At 43.2% G+C, this 18,590-nt stretch carries 18 protein-coding genes and 1 pseudogene; 13 read left to right on the forward strand and 6 right to left on the reverse strand.

Annotation, left to right across the window (positions count from 1 at the left end; translation table 11 throughout):
• Nucleotide 1: 1 nt before the first annotated feature.
• The 7 genes from ONZ52_RS23920 (at nucleotide 2) to ONZ52_RS23950 (ending at nucleotide 4,660) form a co-directional block, all read left to right on the forward strand.
• Nucleotides 2–628: a MotA/TolQ/ExbB proton channel family protein gene (locus tag ONZ52_RS23920; RefSeq protein WP_265221064.1), complete on the forward strand. Its 627-nt coding sequence runs from the start codon at nucleotides 2–4 to the stop codon at nucleotides 626–628.
• The gene (lpxK, locus tag ONZ52_RS23925) at nucleotides 625–2,082 is read left to right on the forward strand and encodes a tetraacyldisaccharide 4'-kinase (RefSeq protein ID WP_265221065.1); all 1,458 of its coding nucleotides are present in this window, start codon (nucleotides 625–627) and stop codon (nucleotides 2,080–2,082) included. Before ONZ52_RS23920 ends, lpxK begins: the two co-directional genes overlap by 4 nt.
• The gene (locus ONZ52_RS23930) at nucleotides 2,075–2,272 is read left to right on the forward strand and encodes a Trm112 family protein (protein ID WP_111607775.1); all 198 of its coding nucleotides are present in this window, start codon (nucleotides 2,075–2,077) and stop codon (nucleotides 2,270–2,272) included. Before lpxK ends, ONZ52_RS23930 begins: the two co-directional genes overlap by 8 nt.
• A complete protein-coding gene (locus tag ONZ52_RS23935) occupies nucleotides 2,269–2,760 on the forward strand; it encodes a low molecular weight protein-tyrosine-phosphatase (RefSeq protein WP_265221066.1) in 492 nt (163 codons plus the stop codon). Before ONZ52_RS23930 ends, ONZ52_RS23935 begins: the two co-directional genes overlap by 4 nt.
• A 2-nt stretch (nucleotides 2,761–2,762) precedes the next feature.
• Nucleotides 2,763–3,854, forward strand: a complete 1,092-nt coding sequence (gene murB, locus ONZ52_RS23940; protein ID WP_265221067.1) for a UDP-N-acetylmuramate dehydrogenase — start codon at nucleotides 2,763–2,765, stop codon at nucleotides 3,852–3,854.
• 181 nt (nucleotides 3,855–4,035) lie between these two features.
• Complete coding sequence (locus ONZ52_RS23945) at nucleotides 4,036–4,455, forward strand: glutamate racemase (protein ID WP_265221068.1); 420 nt, start codon at nucleotides 4,036–4,038, stop codon at nucleotides 4,453–4,455.
• Nucleotides 4,436–4,660 (forward strand): hypothetical protein, encoded by a 225-nt coding sequence (locus ONZ52_RS23950; RefSeq protein WP_265221069.1) that lies wholly within the window; start codon nucleotides 4,436–4,438, stop codon nucleotides 4,658–4,660. Before ONZ52_RS23945 ends, ONZ52_RS23950 begins: the two co-directional genes overlap by 20 nt.
• Here the strand turns inward: ONZ52_RS23950 and ONZ52_RS23955 are convergent.
• On the reverse strand, nucleotides 4,657–5,253 hold the full coding sequence (locus tag ONZ52_RS23955; protein WP_265221070.1) for a patatin-like phospholipase family protein: 597 nt from the start codon (nucleotides 5,251–5,253) through the stop codon (nucleotides 4,657–4,659). The two genes, ONZ52_RS23950 and ONZ52_RS23955, sit on opposite strands and share 4 nt — an antisense overlap.
• Nucleotides 5,254–5,276: 23 nt before the next feature.
• On the reverse strand, nucleotides 5,277–5,801 hold the full coding sequence (locus ONZ52_RS23960) for a patatin-like phospholipase family protein (protein ID WP_265221071.1): 525 nt from the start codon (nucleotides 5,799–5,801) through the stop codon (nucleotides 5,277–5,279).
• 249 nt (nucleotides 5,802–6,050) lie between these two features.
• On the opposite strand from ONZ52_RS23960, the gene ONZ52_RS23965 reads away from it, so the two are divergent.
• The 6 genes from ONZ52_RS23965 (at nucleotide 6,051) to ONZ52_RS23985 (ending at nucleotide 13,342) form a co-directional block, all read left to right on the forward strand.
• Entirely contained in the window at nucleotides 6,051–7,175 is a 1,125-nt protein-coding gene (locus ONZ52_RS23965) for a beta-ketoacyl-ACP synthase III (protein ID WP_265221072.1), read from the forward strand.
• A gap of 144 nt (nucleotides 7,176–7,319) precedes the next feature.
• The gene (gene pgm, locus ONZ52_RS23970) at nucleotides 7,320–8,963 is read left to right on the forward strand and encodes a phosphoglucomutase (alpha-D-glucose-1,6-bisphosphate-dependent) (RefSeq protein WP_265221073.1); all 1,644 of its coding nucleotides are present in this window, start codon (nucleotides 7,320–7,322) and stop codon (nucleotides 8,961–8,963) included.
• A 282-nt stretch (nucleotides 8,964–9,245) separates the two neighbouring features.
• Complete coding sequence (locus ONZ52_RS23975; RefSeq protein ID WP_265221074.1) at nucleotides 9,246–11,459, forward strand: TonB-dependent receptor; 2,214 nt, start codon at nucleotides 9,246–9,248, stop codon at nucleotides 11,457–11,459.
• A 78-nt stretch (nucleotides 11,460–11,537) separates the two neighbouring features.
• Complete coding sequence (locus ONZ52_RS23980; protein ID WP_265221075.1) at nucleotides 11,538–12,113, forward strand: Fe2+-dependent dioxygenase; 576 nt, start codon at nucleotides 11,538–11,540, stop codon at nucleotides 12,111–12,113.
• Nucleotides 12,071–12,220 (forward strand): hypothetical protein, encoded by a 150-nt coding sequence (locus ONZ52_RS25110; RefSeq protein ID WP_346433256.1) that lies wholly within the window; start codon nucleotides 12,071–12,073, stop codon nucleotides 12,218–12,220. Before ONZ52_RS23980 ends, ONZ52_RS25110 begins: the two co-directional genes overlap by 43 nt.
• Nucleotides 12,221–13,342, forward strand: a complete 1,122-nt coding sequence (locus ONZ52_RS23985; RefSeq protein ID WP_265221076.1) for an alpha-hydroxy acid oxidase — start codon at nucleotides 12,221–12,223, stop codon at nucleotides 13,340–13,342.
• 74 nt (nucleotides 13,343–13,416) lie between these two features.
• Here the strand turns inward: ONZ52_RS23985 and ONZ52_RS23990 are convergent, their stop codons facing one another.
• From ONZ52_RS23990 to ydiJ, 4 genes and pseudogenes are all read right to left on the reverse strand, one after another.
• On the reverse strand, nucleotides 13,417–14,430 hold the full coding sequence (locus ONZ52_RS23990) for an extracellular solute-binding protein (RefSeq protein WP_265221077.1): 1,014 nt from the start codon (nucleotides 14,428–14,430) through the stop codon (nucleotides 13,417–13,419).
• A gap of 233 nt (nucleotides 14,431–14,663) precedes the next feature.
• Nucleotides 14,664–15,239 (reverse strand): spermidine synthase, encoded by a 576-nt coding sequence (locus ONZ52_RS23995; protein WP_321160413.1) that lies wholly within the window; start codon nucleotides 15,237–15,239, stop codon nucleotides 14,664–14,666.
• Entirely contained in the window at nucleotides 15,155–15,388 is a 234-nt protein-coding gene (locus ONZ52_RS24000) for a polyamine aminopropyltransferase (RefSeq protein WP_265221078.1), read from the reverse strand. The genes ONZ52_RS23995 and ONZ52_RS24000 overlap by 85 nt, the downstream gene beginning before the upstream one ends.
• A 91-nt stretch (nucleotides 15,389–15,479) precedes the next feature.
• Nucleotides 15,480–18,555, reverse strand: a pseudogene (gene ydiJ / locus ONZ52_RS24005) (D-2-hydroxyglutarate dehydrogenase YdiJ).
• Nucleotides 18,556–18,590 lie beyond the last annotated feature (35 nt).

The raw sequence follows: 18,590 nt of genomic DNA on the forward strand, positions 1-18,590 counted from the left end.
AGTGTTAGCTTTTATTCAAACTGGTGGTGTTTTTATGTGGCCTTTGTTGGCCTGTTCCATTCTTGCACTGGCTATTATTCTTGAGCGATTTTGGACGCTGCGTAGGTCAGGAGTAGCCCCCAAAGGGTTGTTGTCGGATGTTATGGCGCGATTGCGTGATGACAGAATGACCATTGAGTACATTCGTTCTATGCAAGCGAAAACAGGTCTTGCGTCTATTTTCGCCGCGGGACTTTTAAACTCTAAACATGGTCGAGATGCGATGAAAGAAAGTGTTCAAGAGGCCGCCAGTCATGTAATCCATGAGTTAGAACGCTTTATGAATACTCTGGGTACCATTGCTGCCATTTCTCCATTGTTAGGTTTGCTAGGGACAGTGGTTGGTATGATTAAGGTCTTTTCTGTCTTGATGGAAAGTGGGGCTGGAAATACGGCGTTACTCGCAGGCGGTATCTCTGAAGCATTGCTTACCACCGCGGCGGGTTTAGGTGTGGCCATTCCAGCGTTAATTTTCCATCGGTTTTTCAGTCGTCGAATTGATGAACTTGTTGTAACAATGGAGCAGCAGTCCACAAAATTGGTCGATGCTTTGCATGGCGATCGAGATAAAGCAGGAGTCGCCCAGTGAAGTTTCGTCGTCAGAAAATAGATGACGTTCAAATCAATCTAACACCATTGATTGACGTCGTTTTTTTATTGCTTATTTTCTTTATGGTCAGTACGACATTCAATCAAAGTACTGAGTTGACGATTGACTTACCAACGGCCACCTCAAATGCCCCTAGTTCTGATCGTGCTAAAAATGTCGAGTTGGTCATTACTGCGGATGGTCAGTATGTTATCAATGGCCAAACACTCATTAATGAGAAAGTGAGCACATTAATACAAGGATTAGAAGAAGTCAGTGAGGGCGACTATACTCGTCCGCTTATTATTACTGCTGACGCAAAAGCCTCTTATGACATGGTGCTTAGGGTGTATGATGCGGCAGCAAGCCTCGGTATTACAAAACTTGCTCATACTGCACAGAAAGAAGCCCATCCAGTGAGTTTAGAGTCTTTATTTACTCGTTCTTGGTACGGTCGTTGTGGTTGGACAAATGTGTTTCGGCCGTTACAGCCTCTTGTTCGAAGAGTGATACTCAATAAAAGGCAACGCTTTTTAGCACACCCTGAATGGTCTTATAAAGCGCCTGTTCCCGTGGTGATCGTAGGTAATATCAGTGTCGGCGGTACGGGGAAGTCTCCCATGGTTGTGGCATTGTGTGAACTGTTGTCCGCCCAAGGCTATCGACCCGGTATTGTTTCCCGAGGACATGGCGTAACGCTTAAAGTGCCGACTAGGGTGTATCCTGACAGTTCAGCTCAGGCCGTTGGTGATGAGCCTGTTATGCTTGCTCGTCGAACGGCTTGTCCTATGGTGGTATTCTCAAAACGAGATGAAGCCGTTAAACACCTTCTTGCAACAACAGATGTAAACATTATTGTTAGCGACGATGGTATGCAACATTACCAATTAGACAGAGACATTGAAATCGCAATGCTAGACGCAAAGCGTGGGGTGGGGAATGGCCATTTGTTACCCGTCGGGCCGTTAAGGGAACCGATTGACCGTTTAAAAGACGTGGATTTTATTGTCAGTGTGGCGGACAACATGACGAATGCCCTCGATCAACTGAATTTGCCTATTACCGTCGCACCTTTGGTGCCGAGTATGTTGCTGTCTTTAGATGGCACAAAACGCGTAGATTGTCTTGACGCATTTGTGGATCAGGCAAAATGGCATATTATGGCGGGTATTGGTAATCCAGAGCGTTTTATTGAAACATTAGAGCGACTCGGCCTGCAAAAAGAAAACATTACTCATCAATGGTTTGCCGATCATCACGTGTTTGATGTTAACGATATTCCATCTGATGGTGCCGTTATTATGACGGAAAAAGACGCTGTGAAATGCCAGTCCTTAGGTCTAGAGAATTCAAACGTCTGGTATTTGCCAGTCTCTTTAGTATTGCCAGAGCATTTTAAGCAGCGCTTTTTAGAAAAACTCAACCTTATAAAATTGGATCATAGCCATGAATAAAACGTTATTAGACATACTTGTTTGCCCTGTCACGAAAGCGGCACTTACCTTGAGTAAGGATGGTACTGAGCTGATCAGCAAGATTGGTGGAATGGCGTATCCCATTCGTGATGGTATTCCTGTGTTGTTAGAAACCGAAGCGCGTACTTTAACAACAGACGAGAGACTGGAGTCAGGTTCATCAAAATGACATCGCAAAAAGTGCTGACCGTGTGTTTGGGGAATATATGTCGTTCTCCAGCCGCACAGGGCATCATAGAAAGCTTGAGCGCTGAAAGTAAAAGCGTCTTTTTGGAACTCGATTCTGCTGGGACAGCCGCTTACCACATTGGCAGTCCACCGGATCCTCGATCCATTGCTGTATTAAAGCAAGTTGGCATTCATATTGATCAACAAAAAGCCAGACAAGTAAGTAAGGCGGATTTCGATGAGTTTGATTGGATTCTAGCCATGGACAGAGAGAATTTAGCCAATCTTAAGAAAATTCAACCTAAGCGCAGTCGGGCCACTTTGGTTTTGTTTGGTGAGTTTCATCCAAGTGTGTCCTTTGGGGAAGTGGTGGATCCTTATTATGGCGATGAAAGCGGGTTTATTGAAATGAGACAGCACCTTACTAATATTGCACAAGCGTTTGTGAACCACCTTACTTTAAAACGAGAAGACTCTGTCAGCCGATGAATATGCGACTTAATACCAGCGATTTTTTCACACAAACCGTTGAAGATTCCATCCAAAAAAACATGTCTTTGGCTGCTTACAATACGTTCCGATTTGCTTATCAGGCGGAATATTTTGCTATTGCAGACAGCCTTGAAACGCTTAAAGTCTTATTGGCTTGGGCGAATCGCTTGGAACACCATGTCACCATGATAGGCGGTGGTAGTAATTTGCTTATTTCTGGCGATGTGCCAGGGTTGGTCATTATTAACCGATTGTCTGGTATCAATGCCAGAGAGCACAGTGGCAATTTGATGAGTTTGACGGTTGCGGCGGGTGAAAATTGGCATCAGCTGGTCGAATTTGTTGTCACTCAAGGGTGGTTTGGTATTGAAAATTTGGCTCTCATCCCTGGAACGGTTGGGGCTGCTCCTGTTCAAAATATCGGTGCTTATGGGGTTGAGATAAAAGATGTATTGGCCCGAGTTCAAGTTATTAATACCGTGTCTGGGGATGTTTACTGGATTAATGCTCGCGACTGTGGATTGGCTTATCGCGACAGTTATTTTAAAAGCAAATGGCAATCTGTGTTTATTATTACGGCGGTGGAGTTATCACTGAAAAAACAGGGGCAACTGCAGTTAAGTTATGGCGGTCTCTCTGACCGAGTTCAAGCTCAGCCGAGCTTGAAAGATGTTTTTAACGCCGTGTGTCAGGTTCGCAATGAAAAATTGCCCGATCCAACCGTGCTGGCTAATGCTGGCAGTTTTTTCAAAAATCCAATTGTCAGTCAGGCCAAACATAGCGAGTTAATCGCTCGTTTTCCCTCGCTCGTTTCATTTCCTTTTGAGCAAGGATTTAAATTGGCGGCTGGTTGGATGATTGATCAAGCCGGTTGGAAAGGAAAGCAATTCCAAGGGGTTGGTGTCTATGATAAACAGGCGCTGGTGCTGGTTAATTATCAGGAGGACACAGCGGATTCTTTATTGGCGCTAGAAGCACAGATAAAACAATCTGTTTTGGATTTGTATGGTGTTGAGCTAGAGCGTGAACCCGTTCAATTGCCCTCGACAATCTCGGTTGATCACAGTATGAACGCGGAGTCATTACGTTGAAAGTTGGGGTGATTGATTCTGGCGCTGGGGGCTTAACCATTCTCAACGCGATACATAAAAAACAACCTTATCTTGATTTGGTCTATTTGGCCGATGATGCGTTTGCGCCCTATGGCAGTAAAAGCATCCCGCAATTGCAGGAAAGGTTGATAAAAATAGGACAGTTTTTGAAAATGAAAAAGTGTCTGCCATTGTTGTTGCTTGTAATACGGCAACGGTGGCTGCCATTGATGCGTTAAGGGCGAGCACGTCATTGCCTATTATTGGCGTTGAGCCTGCCGTAAAACCAGCTTTTCGTATTAGTAAGCAGCGTAAAGTGGCGGTGTTGGGTACGCCAGTGACAGCACAAAGTCCGCGTTTGAACCAATTGATTGGGCTTTGGAAGTCGGACAGTCAAGTATCGATTATGTCCAGCGATACCTTGGCGTTTGATATCGACGCCTGGCCTGAAACAGAAGATAAAATCAAACAGACGATCAATGTGTTGAGCCAAGATATGCTAGCTCAAAACATTGATACGTTGGTTTTGGCTTGTACCCATTATCCTTTGGTGAAGCATTTGTTTGTTCAGGCCTTAGGAAGTGAATGCAGAAATTATTGAGCCAAGTGAGGGGGTAACCGCTCAACTTATTCGGCGTTTAGAAGCGTCTTATCCTGAGCAAATGAACGCTTTGCAGAACTCCTCCTCTCAGCCAAAGGGGCAGATAGAGCTATGCAGTTCTTTGGGCGCCAAAAACATGCAGCGACTCACCTCATGGGTGGTGGCAAGTGACGCTATAAGCGATAAAAGACACGTTAATATTTAAACGTGTCCTTCAAAAAAAGCAATAATTCTATCCTTTTCCCACATGGCATCCTGATACCCCAAATCCATCAAGGCTCGGCAATATTGCGGCGTGAAAAGTAAGTAGCTTGCTGCTGAGCTTATTTTCTCTGAAGTCGACCCGCCTGCCGCCTTTAAGAGGATACGCACATTTTTCGGTAGCGTCTTAATGTAGTGATGGGCTATGGCGTTAAGTTCTTCCGATGGAGAAATGATTAACGTCTCTGTGGGAAGGTTTTGATGTAATGCTTGTTTATCTTTAGGTAGATCTCGAATAAGGCTATTCATGATCTCTAATTGGTTGATATCGTCTTCCAAATTATCAATAAAAGCGCTATTCAATAACTGACCTAGTATTTGTGCCATACTGGGAGCGCTGGACTCTACCTCTTCATCCGGTGCGGCCCATTTTTTGGCGCTGCGGTTACCGCTCACGCCAATGATAAATAACTTGTTTGCTCCCAATTTAAGGGCAGGATAGATGGCCGATTTTTGGCGAATGGCGCCATCGCCGTAATAATGATTTTGAATTTTATGAGCAGGAAAAATAGTGGGAATGGCGCTGGACGCTAACAAGTGGTCCACCCCTAAACGCGCTATCACGCCTTTGCGTCTTTTTTCTTGCCAGCCTTGAATATCGGCTTGTCCTTGAAAAAAGTAGTCGATTCACCTGTGCTATAGCTCATAGCGGTGATCGCTAATGCTCTTAGTTGTTGTTTGTCTATTGCAGTGTGTATTTTAGAAAAGTCTAAATGATTTGAGAGCAGTTCTTTCAGTGGCGTATTGTCCATCAATGCCATGGATGTTTCGCTATTGTGGACATGAAAAAGGGATAATAAAGTCTTTGTGAGGGACGTGGCCACAGGCCAGCGTCCCACGGTATAGATTTGATCCGGAGTTAAATGACGCCACACAAAAGCTAAGGTCGAAACGGCTTTCGAAAAATTGTCTGCATAGGAGGCCAGCATAGTGGCGTTCAATGCGCCAGCAGAGGTGCCGCATAATATTGAAAAAGGTAAAGCGGTATGTTTTGGCAGTATTTTTCCCATGGCTGAGAGTACACCTACTTGATAGGCTGCACGCGCACCACCGCCAGATAGAATTAATGCATTGTTATTGGTCATAAAAGTCCACTTTGTATGGTTTTATTCCAGTGATCTATGTATCACATAAAAACAGCGTTTCTTCAATTAAAACAATCATTGAGAAACAGTATGGGAGAATTTTACTGAGAATGCCATGCTATAAAACCAGTCTATTATAAGTATTCTGGATAATATGCTGCCATTGTTATTACATTTTGTAGACTGGCGCCATAATGTGATTCACAATCTCTTCTATACTGTTGTTAAAAACAATAAAAAGGATACGAAATGAATTATTCCGCCGTTATTAGTGGGGTGGGTCTATGGACCCCCATGCATTCTATTAGCAATGAAGAGCTTGTCGCGAGTTATAACGCATGGGCTGAAAAGTATAATCTTGAGCACGCTCAAGATATTGAACGTGGCGACATTGAAGCAAAGCCTTTATCTAGCGCTGCGTTTATTGAGAAGGCCTCTGGTATTAAAAGTCGCTATGTTTATTCCAAAGAAGGCGCTTTAGATATCCACCGGATGCGCCCTGTATTAGAAGTTCGTACTGACGAGCAGCTATCTCATCAAGCTGAAATGGCGATTGCCGCTGCCCAGAAAGCCCTCCAAGCAGCCAATAAAACCGCCGCAGACATCGATATGGTGATAGTGTCTTGTGCCTATACTCAGCGTTCTTACCCCGCTATTGCCATCGAAGTGCAAGCGGCACTAGGCATAGAGGGCTTTGGTTTTGATATGTTAGTAGCGTGTTCTGCTGCGACATTTGGTTTGCAAAGAGCGGTGGACGCGGTCAAAGCGGGCACGGCAAAAGGGGTATTGGTTATTAACCCTGAACTAACGTCTCCACAAGTAAACTATATGGATCGGGATTCTCACTTTATTTTTGGCGATGTGGCAACCGCTGTCGTTGTAGAAAGTAGTGAAACCTGTCAGTCAGCTCACTCGTTCGATGTGCTAAGTACGAAATGCATTACGTCTTTTTCGAATAATATTCGTTCTAATTTTGGCTACACCACTCGTGTTACTGATGAAGACCCTTATGGTGCGGATAAGCTATTTCATCAAAATGGTCGTAAAGTATTTAAAGAGGTTTGTCCAATGGCGGCCGATCACATTGAGGGCCACCTGAATAGTCAAGGCATTCAGGTGTCACAGTTAAAACGTTGGTGGTTACATCAAGCGAATATCAATATGAATGTGCTGATCAGTAAGCGTCTATTGGGTCGTGATGCCACCCTTGAAGAAGCGCCAGTGGTGCTTGATGAATACGCAAATACGGCGTCAGCGGATTCGATTATTGCCTTTGCGAAATATCATGAGGACTTAGTGGCTGGCGACATTGGTGTGATTTGTTCATTTGGGGCGGGGTATTCAATAGGCAGTTTGATTCTTCGTAAACGTTAGTGTTTGCTTCGGATTGCTTATTCTTTTCAATGCGTGGATAAATTGTCTAAGTTAAGTAATACCTTGGTTAAGTCATTGAAACAGATCTGATTATAAGAGAGACTAATTGCACTGGTTTCCATGACTTAATAGGGCATCTTACATATGGCAATTCATCCACAAGCAGGGCAGCTTGCTTCTCACGATTTACTGGTCAATCTTCCTGAACTCATGTCAGCTTATTACCTGAAAAAGCCTCGAGTGGCGACTCATCCAGATGAGCGTGTCAGTTTTGGTACATCCGGTCATCGTGGCAGTGCCTTACTAACCAGTTTCAATGAAAATCACATTTTTGCGATTGCCCAGGCGATTGCGGAATATCGACTCTCTAAAAATATCTTTGGTCCTTTATACTTAGGTAAAGACACGCATGCGTTGTCTGAAGCGGCGTTTCAAACTGCAGTGAGCGTGCTCACCGCAAATGGTGTTCGCGTTCGCACACAGTTAAACGGCGGCTACACGCCAACGCCAGTTATTTCTCGCGCAGTCTTAACCCATAACAAGACCCAGTCCGATATCAGCGATGGGATTGTCATTACGCCTTCACATAATCCGCCTGAAGACGGCGGTATTAAATACAATTCCAGCAAAGGTGGGCCAGCCGATAAAGACATTACCGATTGGGTAGCAAAACGCGCTAATGCGTTACTGGAAGCAGACTTGCAAGGCGTTAAACGCTTCTCTCCAGAAGAAGTTGAAGCCAGTGGCTTGATTGAGCCTTTTGATTATATTAGTCATTATGTTGACGATCTTGAAAACGTCATTGATATGAAAGCCATTGCAGATGCGAAGATTCGCATTGGTGTTGACCCTATGGGTGGGTCAGGTATTCACTACTGGGAGCCTATCGCCAAAAAATACGCCTTGAACATTACTGTCGTGAATAAAGAGGTTGATCCAACGTTTCGCTTTGTACCTCGTGACAAAGATGGTCGTATTCGTATGGACTGTTCATCCCCTTATGCCATGCAAGGGCTGCTAAAGCTGAAAGACGAGTTTGATATTGCCGTTGGTAATGATCCAGATTATGACCGCCATGGGATTGTCTGTGCCAAATCTGGTTTAATGAACCCGAACGCCTATTTAGCCGTTGCGATTGAATATTTATCGCAACACAGAAAACATTGGCCACAAGATGTTCAATTTGGCAAAACACTGGTCTCCAGTGGCATGATTGATCGTGTGGTAAATGGATTAGAGCGCCAACTTTGTGAAGTGCCTGTTGGTTTTAAATGGTATGTTGATGGCATGTTTGAAGGCACGATGGCATTTGGAGGCGAAGAAAGTGCCGGAGCATCCTTTCTTCGTAAAGATGCGACCGTCTGGACCACCGATAAAGACGGCTTCATTATGGCGTTGCTGGCGGCTGAAATTTTAGCGGTAACTGGCAAGGATCCGCAGACACTTTATGAAGCGCAAGTAGCTAAATATGGTAAACCTTTCTATAAACGCATTGATGTTGCTGCGACTTCTGCACAAAAAGCACTACTCGGTGCGTTGGATGTAAAAAATGTCACGCAAACCGAATTGGCGGGTGAAGCCATTGTGTCTGTATTGACGCATGCACCTGGCAATGGTGCTGCCATTGGTGGACTGAAAGTGTCTACTAAGAATGGTTGGTTTGCCGCTCGACCTTCTGGTACAGAAAACGTGTATAAAATCTATCTAGAAAGCTTTGTATCAGAAGATCACCTTGCTGAACTTGAAAACGAAGCAAAAGCGTTGGTGGGTAGTGTGCTTGGTAGTTAATCAAGTATCCTTTCCTGCTTAAAAGCGATTTTAGCAAAAAGAAAACGCCGCTTATCTTTTACAAGGATAGGCGGCGTTTTTTTGACACGCTAGCGTTCTTACTAGACTAAAGCTCATCCGTCTTGGGTGAATTATTCAATTTTTCGAAGCCTCTGTAAGTAAGATTAATCATATTTCGTACAAATTAGTAAGAAATAAGTTGACTAAATAATGCTTATGTAAATAATAACCGAAATCATTTACATAAGCATTATTCGGTCAATTTTTTTGGAATTACTTAATATGAATCAAAGTCTTAATATTCATCAGTCAAGAATGAAAGCGAAACGTCATCCATTGGTGTTAACTGGTATTGCTTTAGCTGTATCTGCCTCGTTATCTAATCAAGCAAAAGCGGAAGAGGAAAATCTAAACACTTTGTTGATAGAGGATACTGAACTTGCGAGTGATGCGAATCCTTATAGTGAGCAAGGTGCACCTTATAAAGCCAAGAGGATGTCTGATTCTAAATACACCCGTGATATTGCTGAAACACCAAAAACGATTACTGTGTTAACAAAAGATGCGATTGAAGAGTCCGGTAAAACAGACCTAGAAAGTATTTTGAGTGCACAGCCGGGTATTACCCTAGGAACGGGTGAGGGTGGTAACTCGTTTGGCGATCGTTATATTATTCGTGGTTACGAAGCCCGCAGTGATGTCTATACCGATGGTTTGCGTGAGCTCGACATCATCTCACGTGAAACCTTTGCACTTGAACAAGTAGAAATATCCAAAGGCCCAAGCTCGACATTTGGCGGTCGTGGTACGACGGGTGGCGCTGTGAATTCTGTGACAAAGAAACCCTCTTACGATGAAGACTTCTCTATCGTTAGCGGTACTCTTGGTACTGATCACAAACAACGCTATACCCTTGATACAAACAAGGTAGTTAGTGACGAAGTAGCGGTGCGTTTCAATGCTCTCTACTCTGAAGCCGATGTTCCTAATCGAGCTCCTGCAGGAACTCAACATGAAGGTTTTTTGTTATCAGGTGTTTATGAACCAAATTCAGATGTTGCCATTAATGCTGACTATTACTACTTCCGTGCAGATGATAAAGAAGATGTAGGTCATGCACTTAATCGATCAACAGGCAGTTTTAATAAATATGATTACGTAGGACAAAATGGTTTAGATTTTAAAAATAGTGAAGCGGACATAGCTACAGTAAAGATAAGCGCTTATCTTTCTGATGATTTTCGTATCGAAAACAAGTCTCGTTATGGTGAAACAGTAAATGAGTACATTGTCTCTATGGCAAGAGGTACAGGCATAAGAAGTTTTTCTGGCTGGCAAGAGAATGAGTATATTGGCAACCAAACAAACTTTATCTGGGACACAGAACTATTTGGTAAGAAAAACAGTATTGTTACTGGTGTCGAGTATGCAAATGAAAAGACAGATACGGGTAGCTATACAATAAATCAAACGAACTCTTTTACACTTGATCCTTATAATGCGAATAATAATTTATGGGAGGGTTCTGTTACTAGAAATGACGCAACCAATAGTTTAAAACTGCAGACATTGTCTGCTTACATTATGGATACCATTACATTATCGGATACTTGGGAAGTACATGGTGGTGTTCGTTATGATTATTTTAACTATGATGCTGACGTATTATTCCGTGGTAATACGGGGGCAACAAATGTTGAGTTCAATGATGGTTTCTTGAATGGTCATCTAGGTGTTGTTTTCTCTCCATGGGAACACGGTAATGTATATGGATCATGGTCTACGTCATCCAATATAAATGGTGGAGAAGTCGATGCGGTTAGTCAATGTGGCTATGGTGGCATTTGTTTAGATTCTGATGGTAATTATAAAAATGCAGAGCCAGAGCAATCCACAAATTTGGAGCTGGGAACAAAATGGAACTTAATGGATCATAAGTTACTGCTTACCGCTGCAGCATTTCAGATTACTAAAGACAAAGTAATTGAGGGGGGAAATGATTCTTATGCATCAGGTGGTTCTCTTAACACAGGGAAAAATCGAGTGCATGGCGTGGAATTCGGTTTATCAGGTAATGTGACAGATAACTTGAGTGGTCAGGTTGGACTAGCGTTAATGAAATCCAAAACACTAAAATCTTTTGATGAAGACAATGTCGGCCGACCTAAAGCAAATTTTGCAGAGCGTAGCTTTAACGGTCAGCTCAAATATCAGTTTACACCGAAATTTGCTGTTGGTGCTATCGCAACTTATTCAAGTGAAATGTTAGGTGGTCAACCTGATGCGGGGACAGATCCTGATACTGTTGTTAGAACGCCATCATATGTTGTTTACGATGTTTTTGCGCTGTATGAAGTGAGCAAAAATTTCGATATCCAAGCCAACGTGCAAAATTTAACCGATAAAGAATACTATACGGCAATCTACCGTGGCGGAAGTATTGCTTACCTAGGAGAAGGTCGTTCTGCTAGCGTGACTGCAAAGTATAAGTTTTAATAACTATTATTATGTTCTAATTACAACGCAATCAGGAGTAATCTTGATTGCGTTTATTTGTTTCTATTGAGGGAAAATATGGTAATCACTATTCCAAATGTTTTGTCTGATAACGAACTTAAACAGTATCGACAACATTTGAATTCTGCTGATTGGGAAAGTGGTTTAAGTAGCGCAGGTGAACAATCAGTTCAGGTTAAACAAAATCAGCAGCTTCATCCAGAGAGCAAGTTGGCTCAACAATTAGGCGATCATATATTGCAGGCGATATCTGAAAGCGCTAAGTTTGTGTCTGCCGCCTTGCCATTAAAAATTTCTCCTCCAATGTTTAATCGTTATCAAAGCAGTGGTCATTATGGCTGGCATGTTGATAATGCTATTAGAATTATTCCTGGTACGCCGATTCGATTAAGAACAGACTTGTCGGTGACCGTTTTCTTGAGTAACCCTGATGATTATGATGGTGGCGAGCTTTGTGTTAAGGATACGTATGGGGAACATCAAATAAAACTGCTTGCTGGTGATATGGTTATATATCCTTCTACCAGTTTGCATCAGGTTTTACCTGTGACAAAAGGCCAACGATTGGCAAGTTTTTTTGGGTTGAAAGTATGGTGCGAGATCATGAACAGCGTGAGATTTTATTTGACCTAGATCAAACCATCCAAACATTAGGGGCTGATCACGGTTTAGATAATCCTCAAGTGATTACGCTAAGTGCTTTATACCACCGTTTAATTCGACTACATGTGAATACCTAAATGACCACTTCGATTACTCCGATTGATGCTCTATGCGTTGCTGATTATCAACGTCTTGCCAAAGACGTATTACCTCATGATATTTATGAGTATATTTTTGGGGGAGGTGGTGATGAAATCACTCTCAAGCATAATCGAACTGCGCTTGATGCTATTCAACTTTGGCCGAGGGTATTAAATGATGTTACTCATGGTACAACTATGACGTCCATACTCGGTGAGTTTTGGCGTTCTCCTATTATGCTGGCGCCTGTTGCTTTTCAATGCATGGCTCATGAAGAAGGGGAAATAGCCACTGCGCGAGCTGCCAGTGCCTTAGAAATTGGCATGATTGTAAGTACATTAGCCAGTCACACTGTTGAGAGTATTAGTGAGAAACTAACCAGCCCAAAATGGTTTCAGTTGTATTGGCAACTGGATCGAGACTTTAATGTAGAGTTGGTTCGTCGTGCTGAAAAATCTGGTTATTCGGCTTTAGTCGTCACCGTTGATTCAGCCATACACGGTATTCGTAATAGAGCACAAAGAGCGAACTTTGTTTTACCAGATGGAATAACAGCGGTGAATCTTATCAATCGTCCGCCTTTGCCTTCCAATGCTTTCACGCCAGATCAAAGTATTATTTTTCAAGGGATGATGAGTGAAGCGCCAACTTGGAAAGACATTGCTTGGTTGATAAAGCAAACATCCTTGCCGGTGTTGATAAAAGGCATATTACATCCTGCTGATGCAATTAAAGCCAAGTCTATCGGGGCAAAAGGTGTTGTTGTATCAAATCATGGCGGCCGTACATTAGATTGTGTACCAAGTGCCATTGATGTTTTACCAGTTATTCGTCAATCAGTAGGAGGGGAGTTCACGGTATTGATGGATGGCGGTGTGCAGCGTGGCACGGATGTCTTCAAGGCGGTTGCACTTGGCGCAAACGCAGTGTTAATTGGGCGGCCGCAGGTTTATGCTTTGGCTGTAGCTGGAGCTGCAGGTGTTGCGCATATGTTGCGTATTCTTCGAGAAGAATTAGAGGTTGCCATGTCGTTAGCAGGAACTGCAACGATTGAAGATATTAAGGTCTCGCCAGCATATACAAACATCGTTAGTTCAGGTTGCGTTACGTATTTATAAAAATGCCAGCGTACTTATTAAGGTGGCTGGCATTTCTTATTGAGTAAATTTCTGTAACGAAAAATTTAGTAACTTTATTTCCAGCCGCCTTCATTCATTAGCTCTACGGCCAATCTGTTATTTTCTCCTAAAGCACTAAGAGATAGGGAATCTGCTTTAAACTCTCCAAATGGCTGCAAGCTTTTAGGTGGCGCAATTCCTTCCACAACAGGGTACTCAGTATTAGCTTGAGCATACCAAGATTGACTTTCTTCATTTGTAAGGAAGTCGACTAAACGTCTTGCATTACGAAGATTTGATGCGGACGCAGTTATACCTATTCCACTAACATTGACATGAGCACCGCGTTCGTTTTTGCCCTGATTTGGCCAAAAAAGTGCAACAGAATTATAAATTTCACGTTCTTTGGCGTCATCACTTTGACCCAGTCGACCATAGTAATAAGAGTTGGCTAGAGTCACATCACAAACACCGACTGAAACAGCGTTAAGTAAATCAGTATCGCCACCAAAAGGAGGGCGAGATAAATTATTAACAAATCCTTTGATCCACTCTAACGTTTTGGCTTTACCATTTGCGACAATCATGGAAGCCACTAACGACTGATTATAGATATTAGAAGAGGAACGAGTGCACAAACGTCCTTTCCATTTTGGATTGGCTAAATCTTCATAAGTAGTAAGCTCAGATTCAGAGACCTTTTTTGGATTATAAAAAATAATACGTGCACGTTGTGATAGGCCATACCAATAGCCTTCGGGATCTTTTAGATTATTTGGTATCACTTTCTTTAACGTGTCAGTCTCAAAGCTTTGTAGTACGCCAGCTTCCTTTGCTCGAACAAGCCGTCCAGCATCGACTGTAATAAAAATATCAGCAGGGCTTGCATCACCTTCGGCTTTTAAGCGATTTAATAATACATCAGCGTCACCCGTAACTAGATTTACATTCACCCGATATTTTTTAGAATAAGCATCTAGCACAGGAGCGATCAAAGCTTCTTTACGAGCGGAGTAAATATTTATCTCTCCACTCGCAAAAACAATCGAAGACGTGGTGGTGAATAAGGTTGCGCCTAATGCTGTCAATGTAGATGTTAATATGTGAAATGAGACTTTTTTTGTTTCATGTTGAGAGCCGTTAGTTGTATAAATAGGAAACAGTTTCGATAGACATCTAGATAATTCATGTTGAATGTATTTAATTTTAAATGAAAACTATTTCTATTTAAAAGTGATTTTTGTTTTATGTGTTAAAAAGACAAATATCACTATTGGTTCCTCGAGAACACTGATAGCTATAGAGCTAAATCTCCGACAATCTAGACAACCATTTGGTTAATTGAAAGCCCATTTTGTCGCTGAGCCTTTGTGCAGCGACTTTGAGGCTCTTTTGCGTTACTGTTATCGACTCTTTTGCCCGCGATAATAACCCAGTTGCCGCTGCCAGTATCTAGTGCTCGAACGTCATTAAAATGTTGTTTGATGATGGCGGTTAATTCATGATTGTTTTTTTGATCGATCCAGCAATTTAACGCTAACCAGCCATCTTCTTTGATGTTCTTCGCACAATTTTCAATGAAGCTTGTTTGGAGGACAGCACAATCCATTCCTTCGGTGTTATAGAGATCGGTCATTAATACATCGACTTTTTTAGGCAGGCCATCCGCTATGTAATCAATGGCGTTAGCCACTTCTAGATTAATGCGTTTGCCTCTGGGGAGTTTGAAATACATCTCGGCCGCATCCATGACTTCTTGACGCAGCTCAACCGCGGTGATGTGAATAGCGGGAACGGTATGATAAAGCGCATTCAGTAAGGTTCCCCCCCCAGCCCCAATATACAGACGCGTTTGGGTTCGCAGAATAAGAGTGGCAATATCATGGCTTGGGTATATTCATGCTGTAAAATATGCGGAGTAGAAAGACGAATACGGCTTTGCTCATCACCATCAGCAAATGACAAAATGCGATATTGACCATCATCAAAAATGCGAATAGGGCCAAGTTCATCGGCGCTGTCATGTAGTAAGTGTTGGTGACTCATGTTGTCCCTTTTTTAAATATCATCGTTGCGTAGATTTCTTATAAAAAAATAAGGCTCGGGGTGCTGAGCCTTAGAAGATCATTAATACTGACTATTTGCTCACCGTTGCGTCTCTTAGGTGTTTCAAAAGTGCCTGCACAGGATGCGGTATTTCAACATCGTCAAAGCGTTTTGCTTGGCTTCTGCAAGAATAGCCTGTTGCTACGAGCCTTCCGAGCAGCCCTTGGTCGGTGACTTTATCCTTCCATGACAAGTCATAAATGGTTTTAGACGTCTCTTTATTGGCGGTTTCATGACCATAAGTTCCTGCCATGCCGCAACAACCGACATTTTCGACTTTTAGTTCAAGCCCTAAAATACGATAGATTTTTTGCCAATCTTGGATTGACGCTGCTGCGTTGGTTTTTTCGGTGCAGTGGGTCATTAGGTGGTAAGTTGCATTATCGCACACCAAAGGTTGTTTAATCAGATGGTCGCTTTTTTCATCAACCATTCCTGCATCAACTGGATATTTGGAATCTGCCGACTGTCTCCAAAGGCTTTTGTGTATTCCGCTCGGTAGGTCAGCGTCATAGAAGGGTCAATGCCAATAAAGGGTAAACCATAGAAGGCCAAACTTTGCAGCATGTCTAAATTTTTACGTGCTGTGCGCTGAAAGGCTTTCATAAAGCCATGCACATGCAAGGGTTTACCATTAGGCATGTAAGGCGCCAGATAAGCCTGAAAGCCTAGACGACTCAGTGTTTCCATAGTGTCTAATACCAGCTCGGTTTCAAAATAACTGGTAAACGCATCTTGTACGACAATGACAGCGCGAGAACGGTCTCTCGGACTTAAGGCTTCAATAGAGAGTGGTGTGGCCAGGCGAATGCCACGGCGTGACATTTCTTTTTTTAGATTGAGCTTGCTCAGTTTAGGGTTGTCTGACAAACCAATGTACTTGCTGCTGAAATGATTCACCCAGCTGCGGCTAACTAACCAGTTATAAGGTTGCGGAAAGATCGCCATCATTGGTATCACAAACTCTAATGAGCCAATCAGATAATCTTTGGTAGGGCGAAGGTAGCGGCTATAGTAGAGTTCTAAGAACTTTGCTCTGAACTCTGGGACATCGACTTTAATTGGACATTGACCAACACAAGACTTACACGCCAGGCAGCCCATCATTGATTCATGAACCTCGTTGGAAAAGTCATAATCACCACGACGCTTTGCTAGCGTGTTTTTCAATCTGGGTAAGAAGCTAAGTAAAAAACGGCGGTCTTTCGCGTCTTTGCTGGCTTGGACAGTATCAACGCCTTGCTGACTCATGCCTCGCAGCCATTCGCGCATTAAAGAGGCGCGACCTTTGGGCGAGTGGCGACGATCTCGCGTACCTTTCCAAGAAGGACACATGGCATCATTTGGGTCGAAGTTGTAGCAAGCTCCGTTACCGTTGCAATACATGCCTTCTTGAAATTGATCGCGGTTTTTAAGGGGGATTTGGCGATCAAATTGACCTCGTAGTGGGACAGCATCGATTTTTAATAAGTCAGCACCCAGTTCAAAGGGGGTGGCTATCTTGCCGGGTTTAATTGGTTTCTTGGGTCGAAAGCGCCTTTAACTTGTTGAATGCTTGGATAAAGCTCCCCAAAAAAAGCTGGGGCATATTCAGAGCGAACCCCTTTGCCATGTTCCCCCCACAGTAGACCATTATACTTTTGCGTAAGAGCAACCACTTTGTCGGTGATGGCACGGATCTTTTTTTCTTGGGACTTTTCTTTCAGATCAAGCGCTGGACGAACGTGCAGTACGCCCGCATCGACGTGACCAAACATGCCATATTGTACTTTGTAGCTGTCTAATACTTCGCGGAATTCCATAATAAAGTCAGCCAAATTTTCTGGCGGAACGGCGGTATCCTCAACAAATGGAATCGGTCGTTTTTCTCCCTTGGCGTTACCTAATAACCCCACCGATTTTTTTCGCATTGCCCAAAGTTTGTTAACGCAGTCGTGCCCCATGGCAATGGTATAGCCTAAGGTGCTGCTGTCTCCCTGCTTGGCTAAATTATCCAGCTTATCGGTGAGGATTTTAATTTTATCGGCAACCTCTTTTTCATCGTTACCTGTGTACTCAACGAGATTAATGCCTTGAATGTTCTCTCCTGGGTTTTCCAGGAAAAACTCAGACACTGAATTCCAGATAATATCGCCTTTGGCAAGACCGAGTACTTTTGAGTCGACGGTTTCGATTGAAGTAGGCTTGGTGGCGAGTAACTCACGCGCATGGCGCAGCGAACCTTCGAAACTATCGTAGCGAATATTGACTAACGCCGCATAGGTCGGAATAGGTAGGAGGTTTACTTTGGCTTCAACAATAAAACCTAATGTACCTTCTGATCCACAGAGTACTGAGTTCATATTGAATCGACCGTCTTCGGTGCGAATGTGAGCTAAGTCATAGCCTGTCAAACACCGGTTTAGTGCTGGGAAAGTATCTTTGATCTGTTGCGCTTTGCTTTTCTGAATACTATCGACAATACGGTGGGCATGGGCGGAATAGTCACTGCCGCTTTGGATTTCAGCCAGTGTTTCGTCATCAATAGGCGCGGATTCTAATAGATGACCATCTAGTAACACCGTTTTAAGGGAAAGAACATGATCACGCGTTTTGCCATACATTACCGAACCTTGACCGCTGGCGTCGGTGTTGATCATGCCGCCAATGGTGGCACGATTGCTGGTAGATAGCTCCGGAGCGAAGAATAAACCATGGGGTTGAATCGCTTTGTTCAGCTGATCTTTTACCACACCCGCTTCCACACGAGTCCAACCTTCTTCGGCATTAATTTCCAAAATTCGATTCATGTGCTTGGATAAGTCTACGATCAAACCATCGGTTAGAGACTGGCCGTTGGTGCCCGTACCGCCGCCTCTTGGACTGAGTACAATGTCGTTAAATTCTTCTTGGTTAGATAGTTTGACAAGCAACTGAATGTCTAGAATATTTTGGGGGTAAATAACCCCTTGAGGCAGTATTTGATAAATAGAGTTATCGGTAGAAAGGACCACTCGGTTGGCGTAATCAGGCTGAGTATCTCCTGAGAATCCTGAAGCGTTCAGGCGTTCGATAAAAGAAAGGTACTTAGTTTGAACGGGCGACACGTCAGAAAGCTTTGGAATCATGTTTCATCTCCACAAATGATGAGTGCGCCGATTTT

This window comes from Marinomonas rhodophyticola (assembly GCF_026113935.1).
Taxonomy (GTDB): Bacteria; Pseudomonadota; Gammaproteobacteria; order Pseudomonadales; family Marinomonadaceae; genus Marinomonas; species Marinomonas rhodophyticola.

What these genes read in the sequence shown, in the direction of transcription:
- ONZ52_RS24000 (WP_265221078.1), bottom strand. Translation starts at nt 15,388, where the DNA reads ATGAGTCACCAACACTTACTACATGACAGCGCCGATGAACTTGGCCCT.
- ONZ52_RS23935 (WP_265221066.1), top strand. Translation starts at nt 2,269, where the DNA reads ATGACATCGCAAAAAGTGCTGACCGTGTGTTTGGGGAATATATGTCGT.
- ONZ52_RS25110 (WP_346433256.1), top strand. Translation starts at nt 12,071, where the DNA reads ATGGTGCGAGATCATGAACAGCGTGAGATTTTATTTGACCTAGATCAA.
- murB (WP_265221067.1), top strand. Translation starts at nt 2,763, where the DNA reads ATGCGACTTAATACCAGCGATTTTTTCACACAAACCGTTGAAGATTCC.
- ONZ52_RS23985 (WP_265221076.1), top strand. Translation starts at nt 12,221, where the DNA reads ATGACCACTTCGATTACTCCGATTGATGCTCTATGCGTTGCTGATTAT.
- ONZ52_RS23980 (WP_265221075.1), top strand. Translation starts at nt 11,538, where the DNA reads ATGGTAATCACTATTCCAAATGTTTTGTCTGATAACGAACTTAAACAG.
- ONZ52_RS23960 (WP_265221071.1), bottom strand. Translation starts at nt 5,801, where the DNA reads ATGACCAATAACAATGCATTAATTCTATCTGGCGGTGGTGCGCGTGCA.
- pgm (WP_265221073.1), top strand. Translation starts at nt 7,320, where the DNA reads ATGGCAATTCATCCACAAGCAGGGCAGCTTGCTTCTCACGATTTACTG.
- ONZ52_RS23930 (WP_111607775.1), top strand. Translation starts at nt 2,075, where the DNA reads ATGAATAAAACGTTATTAGACATACTTGTTTGCCCTGTCACGAAAGCG.
- ONZ52_RS23975 (WP_265221074.1), top strand. Translation starts at nt 9,246, where the DNA reads ATGAATCAAAGTCTTAATATTCATCAGTCAAGAATGAAAGCGAAACGT.
- ONZ52_RS23965 (WP_265221072.1), top strand. Translation starts at nt 6,051, where the DNA reads ATGAATTATTCCGCCGTTATTAGTGGGGTGGGTCTATGGACCCCCATG.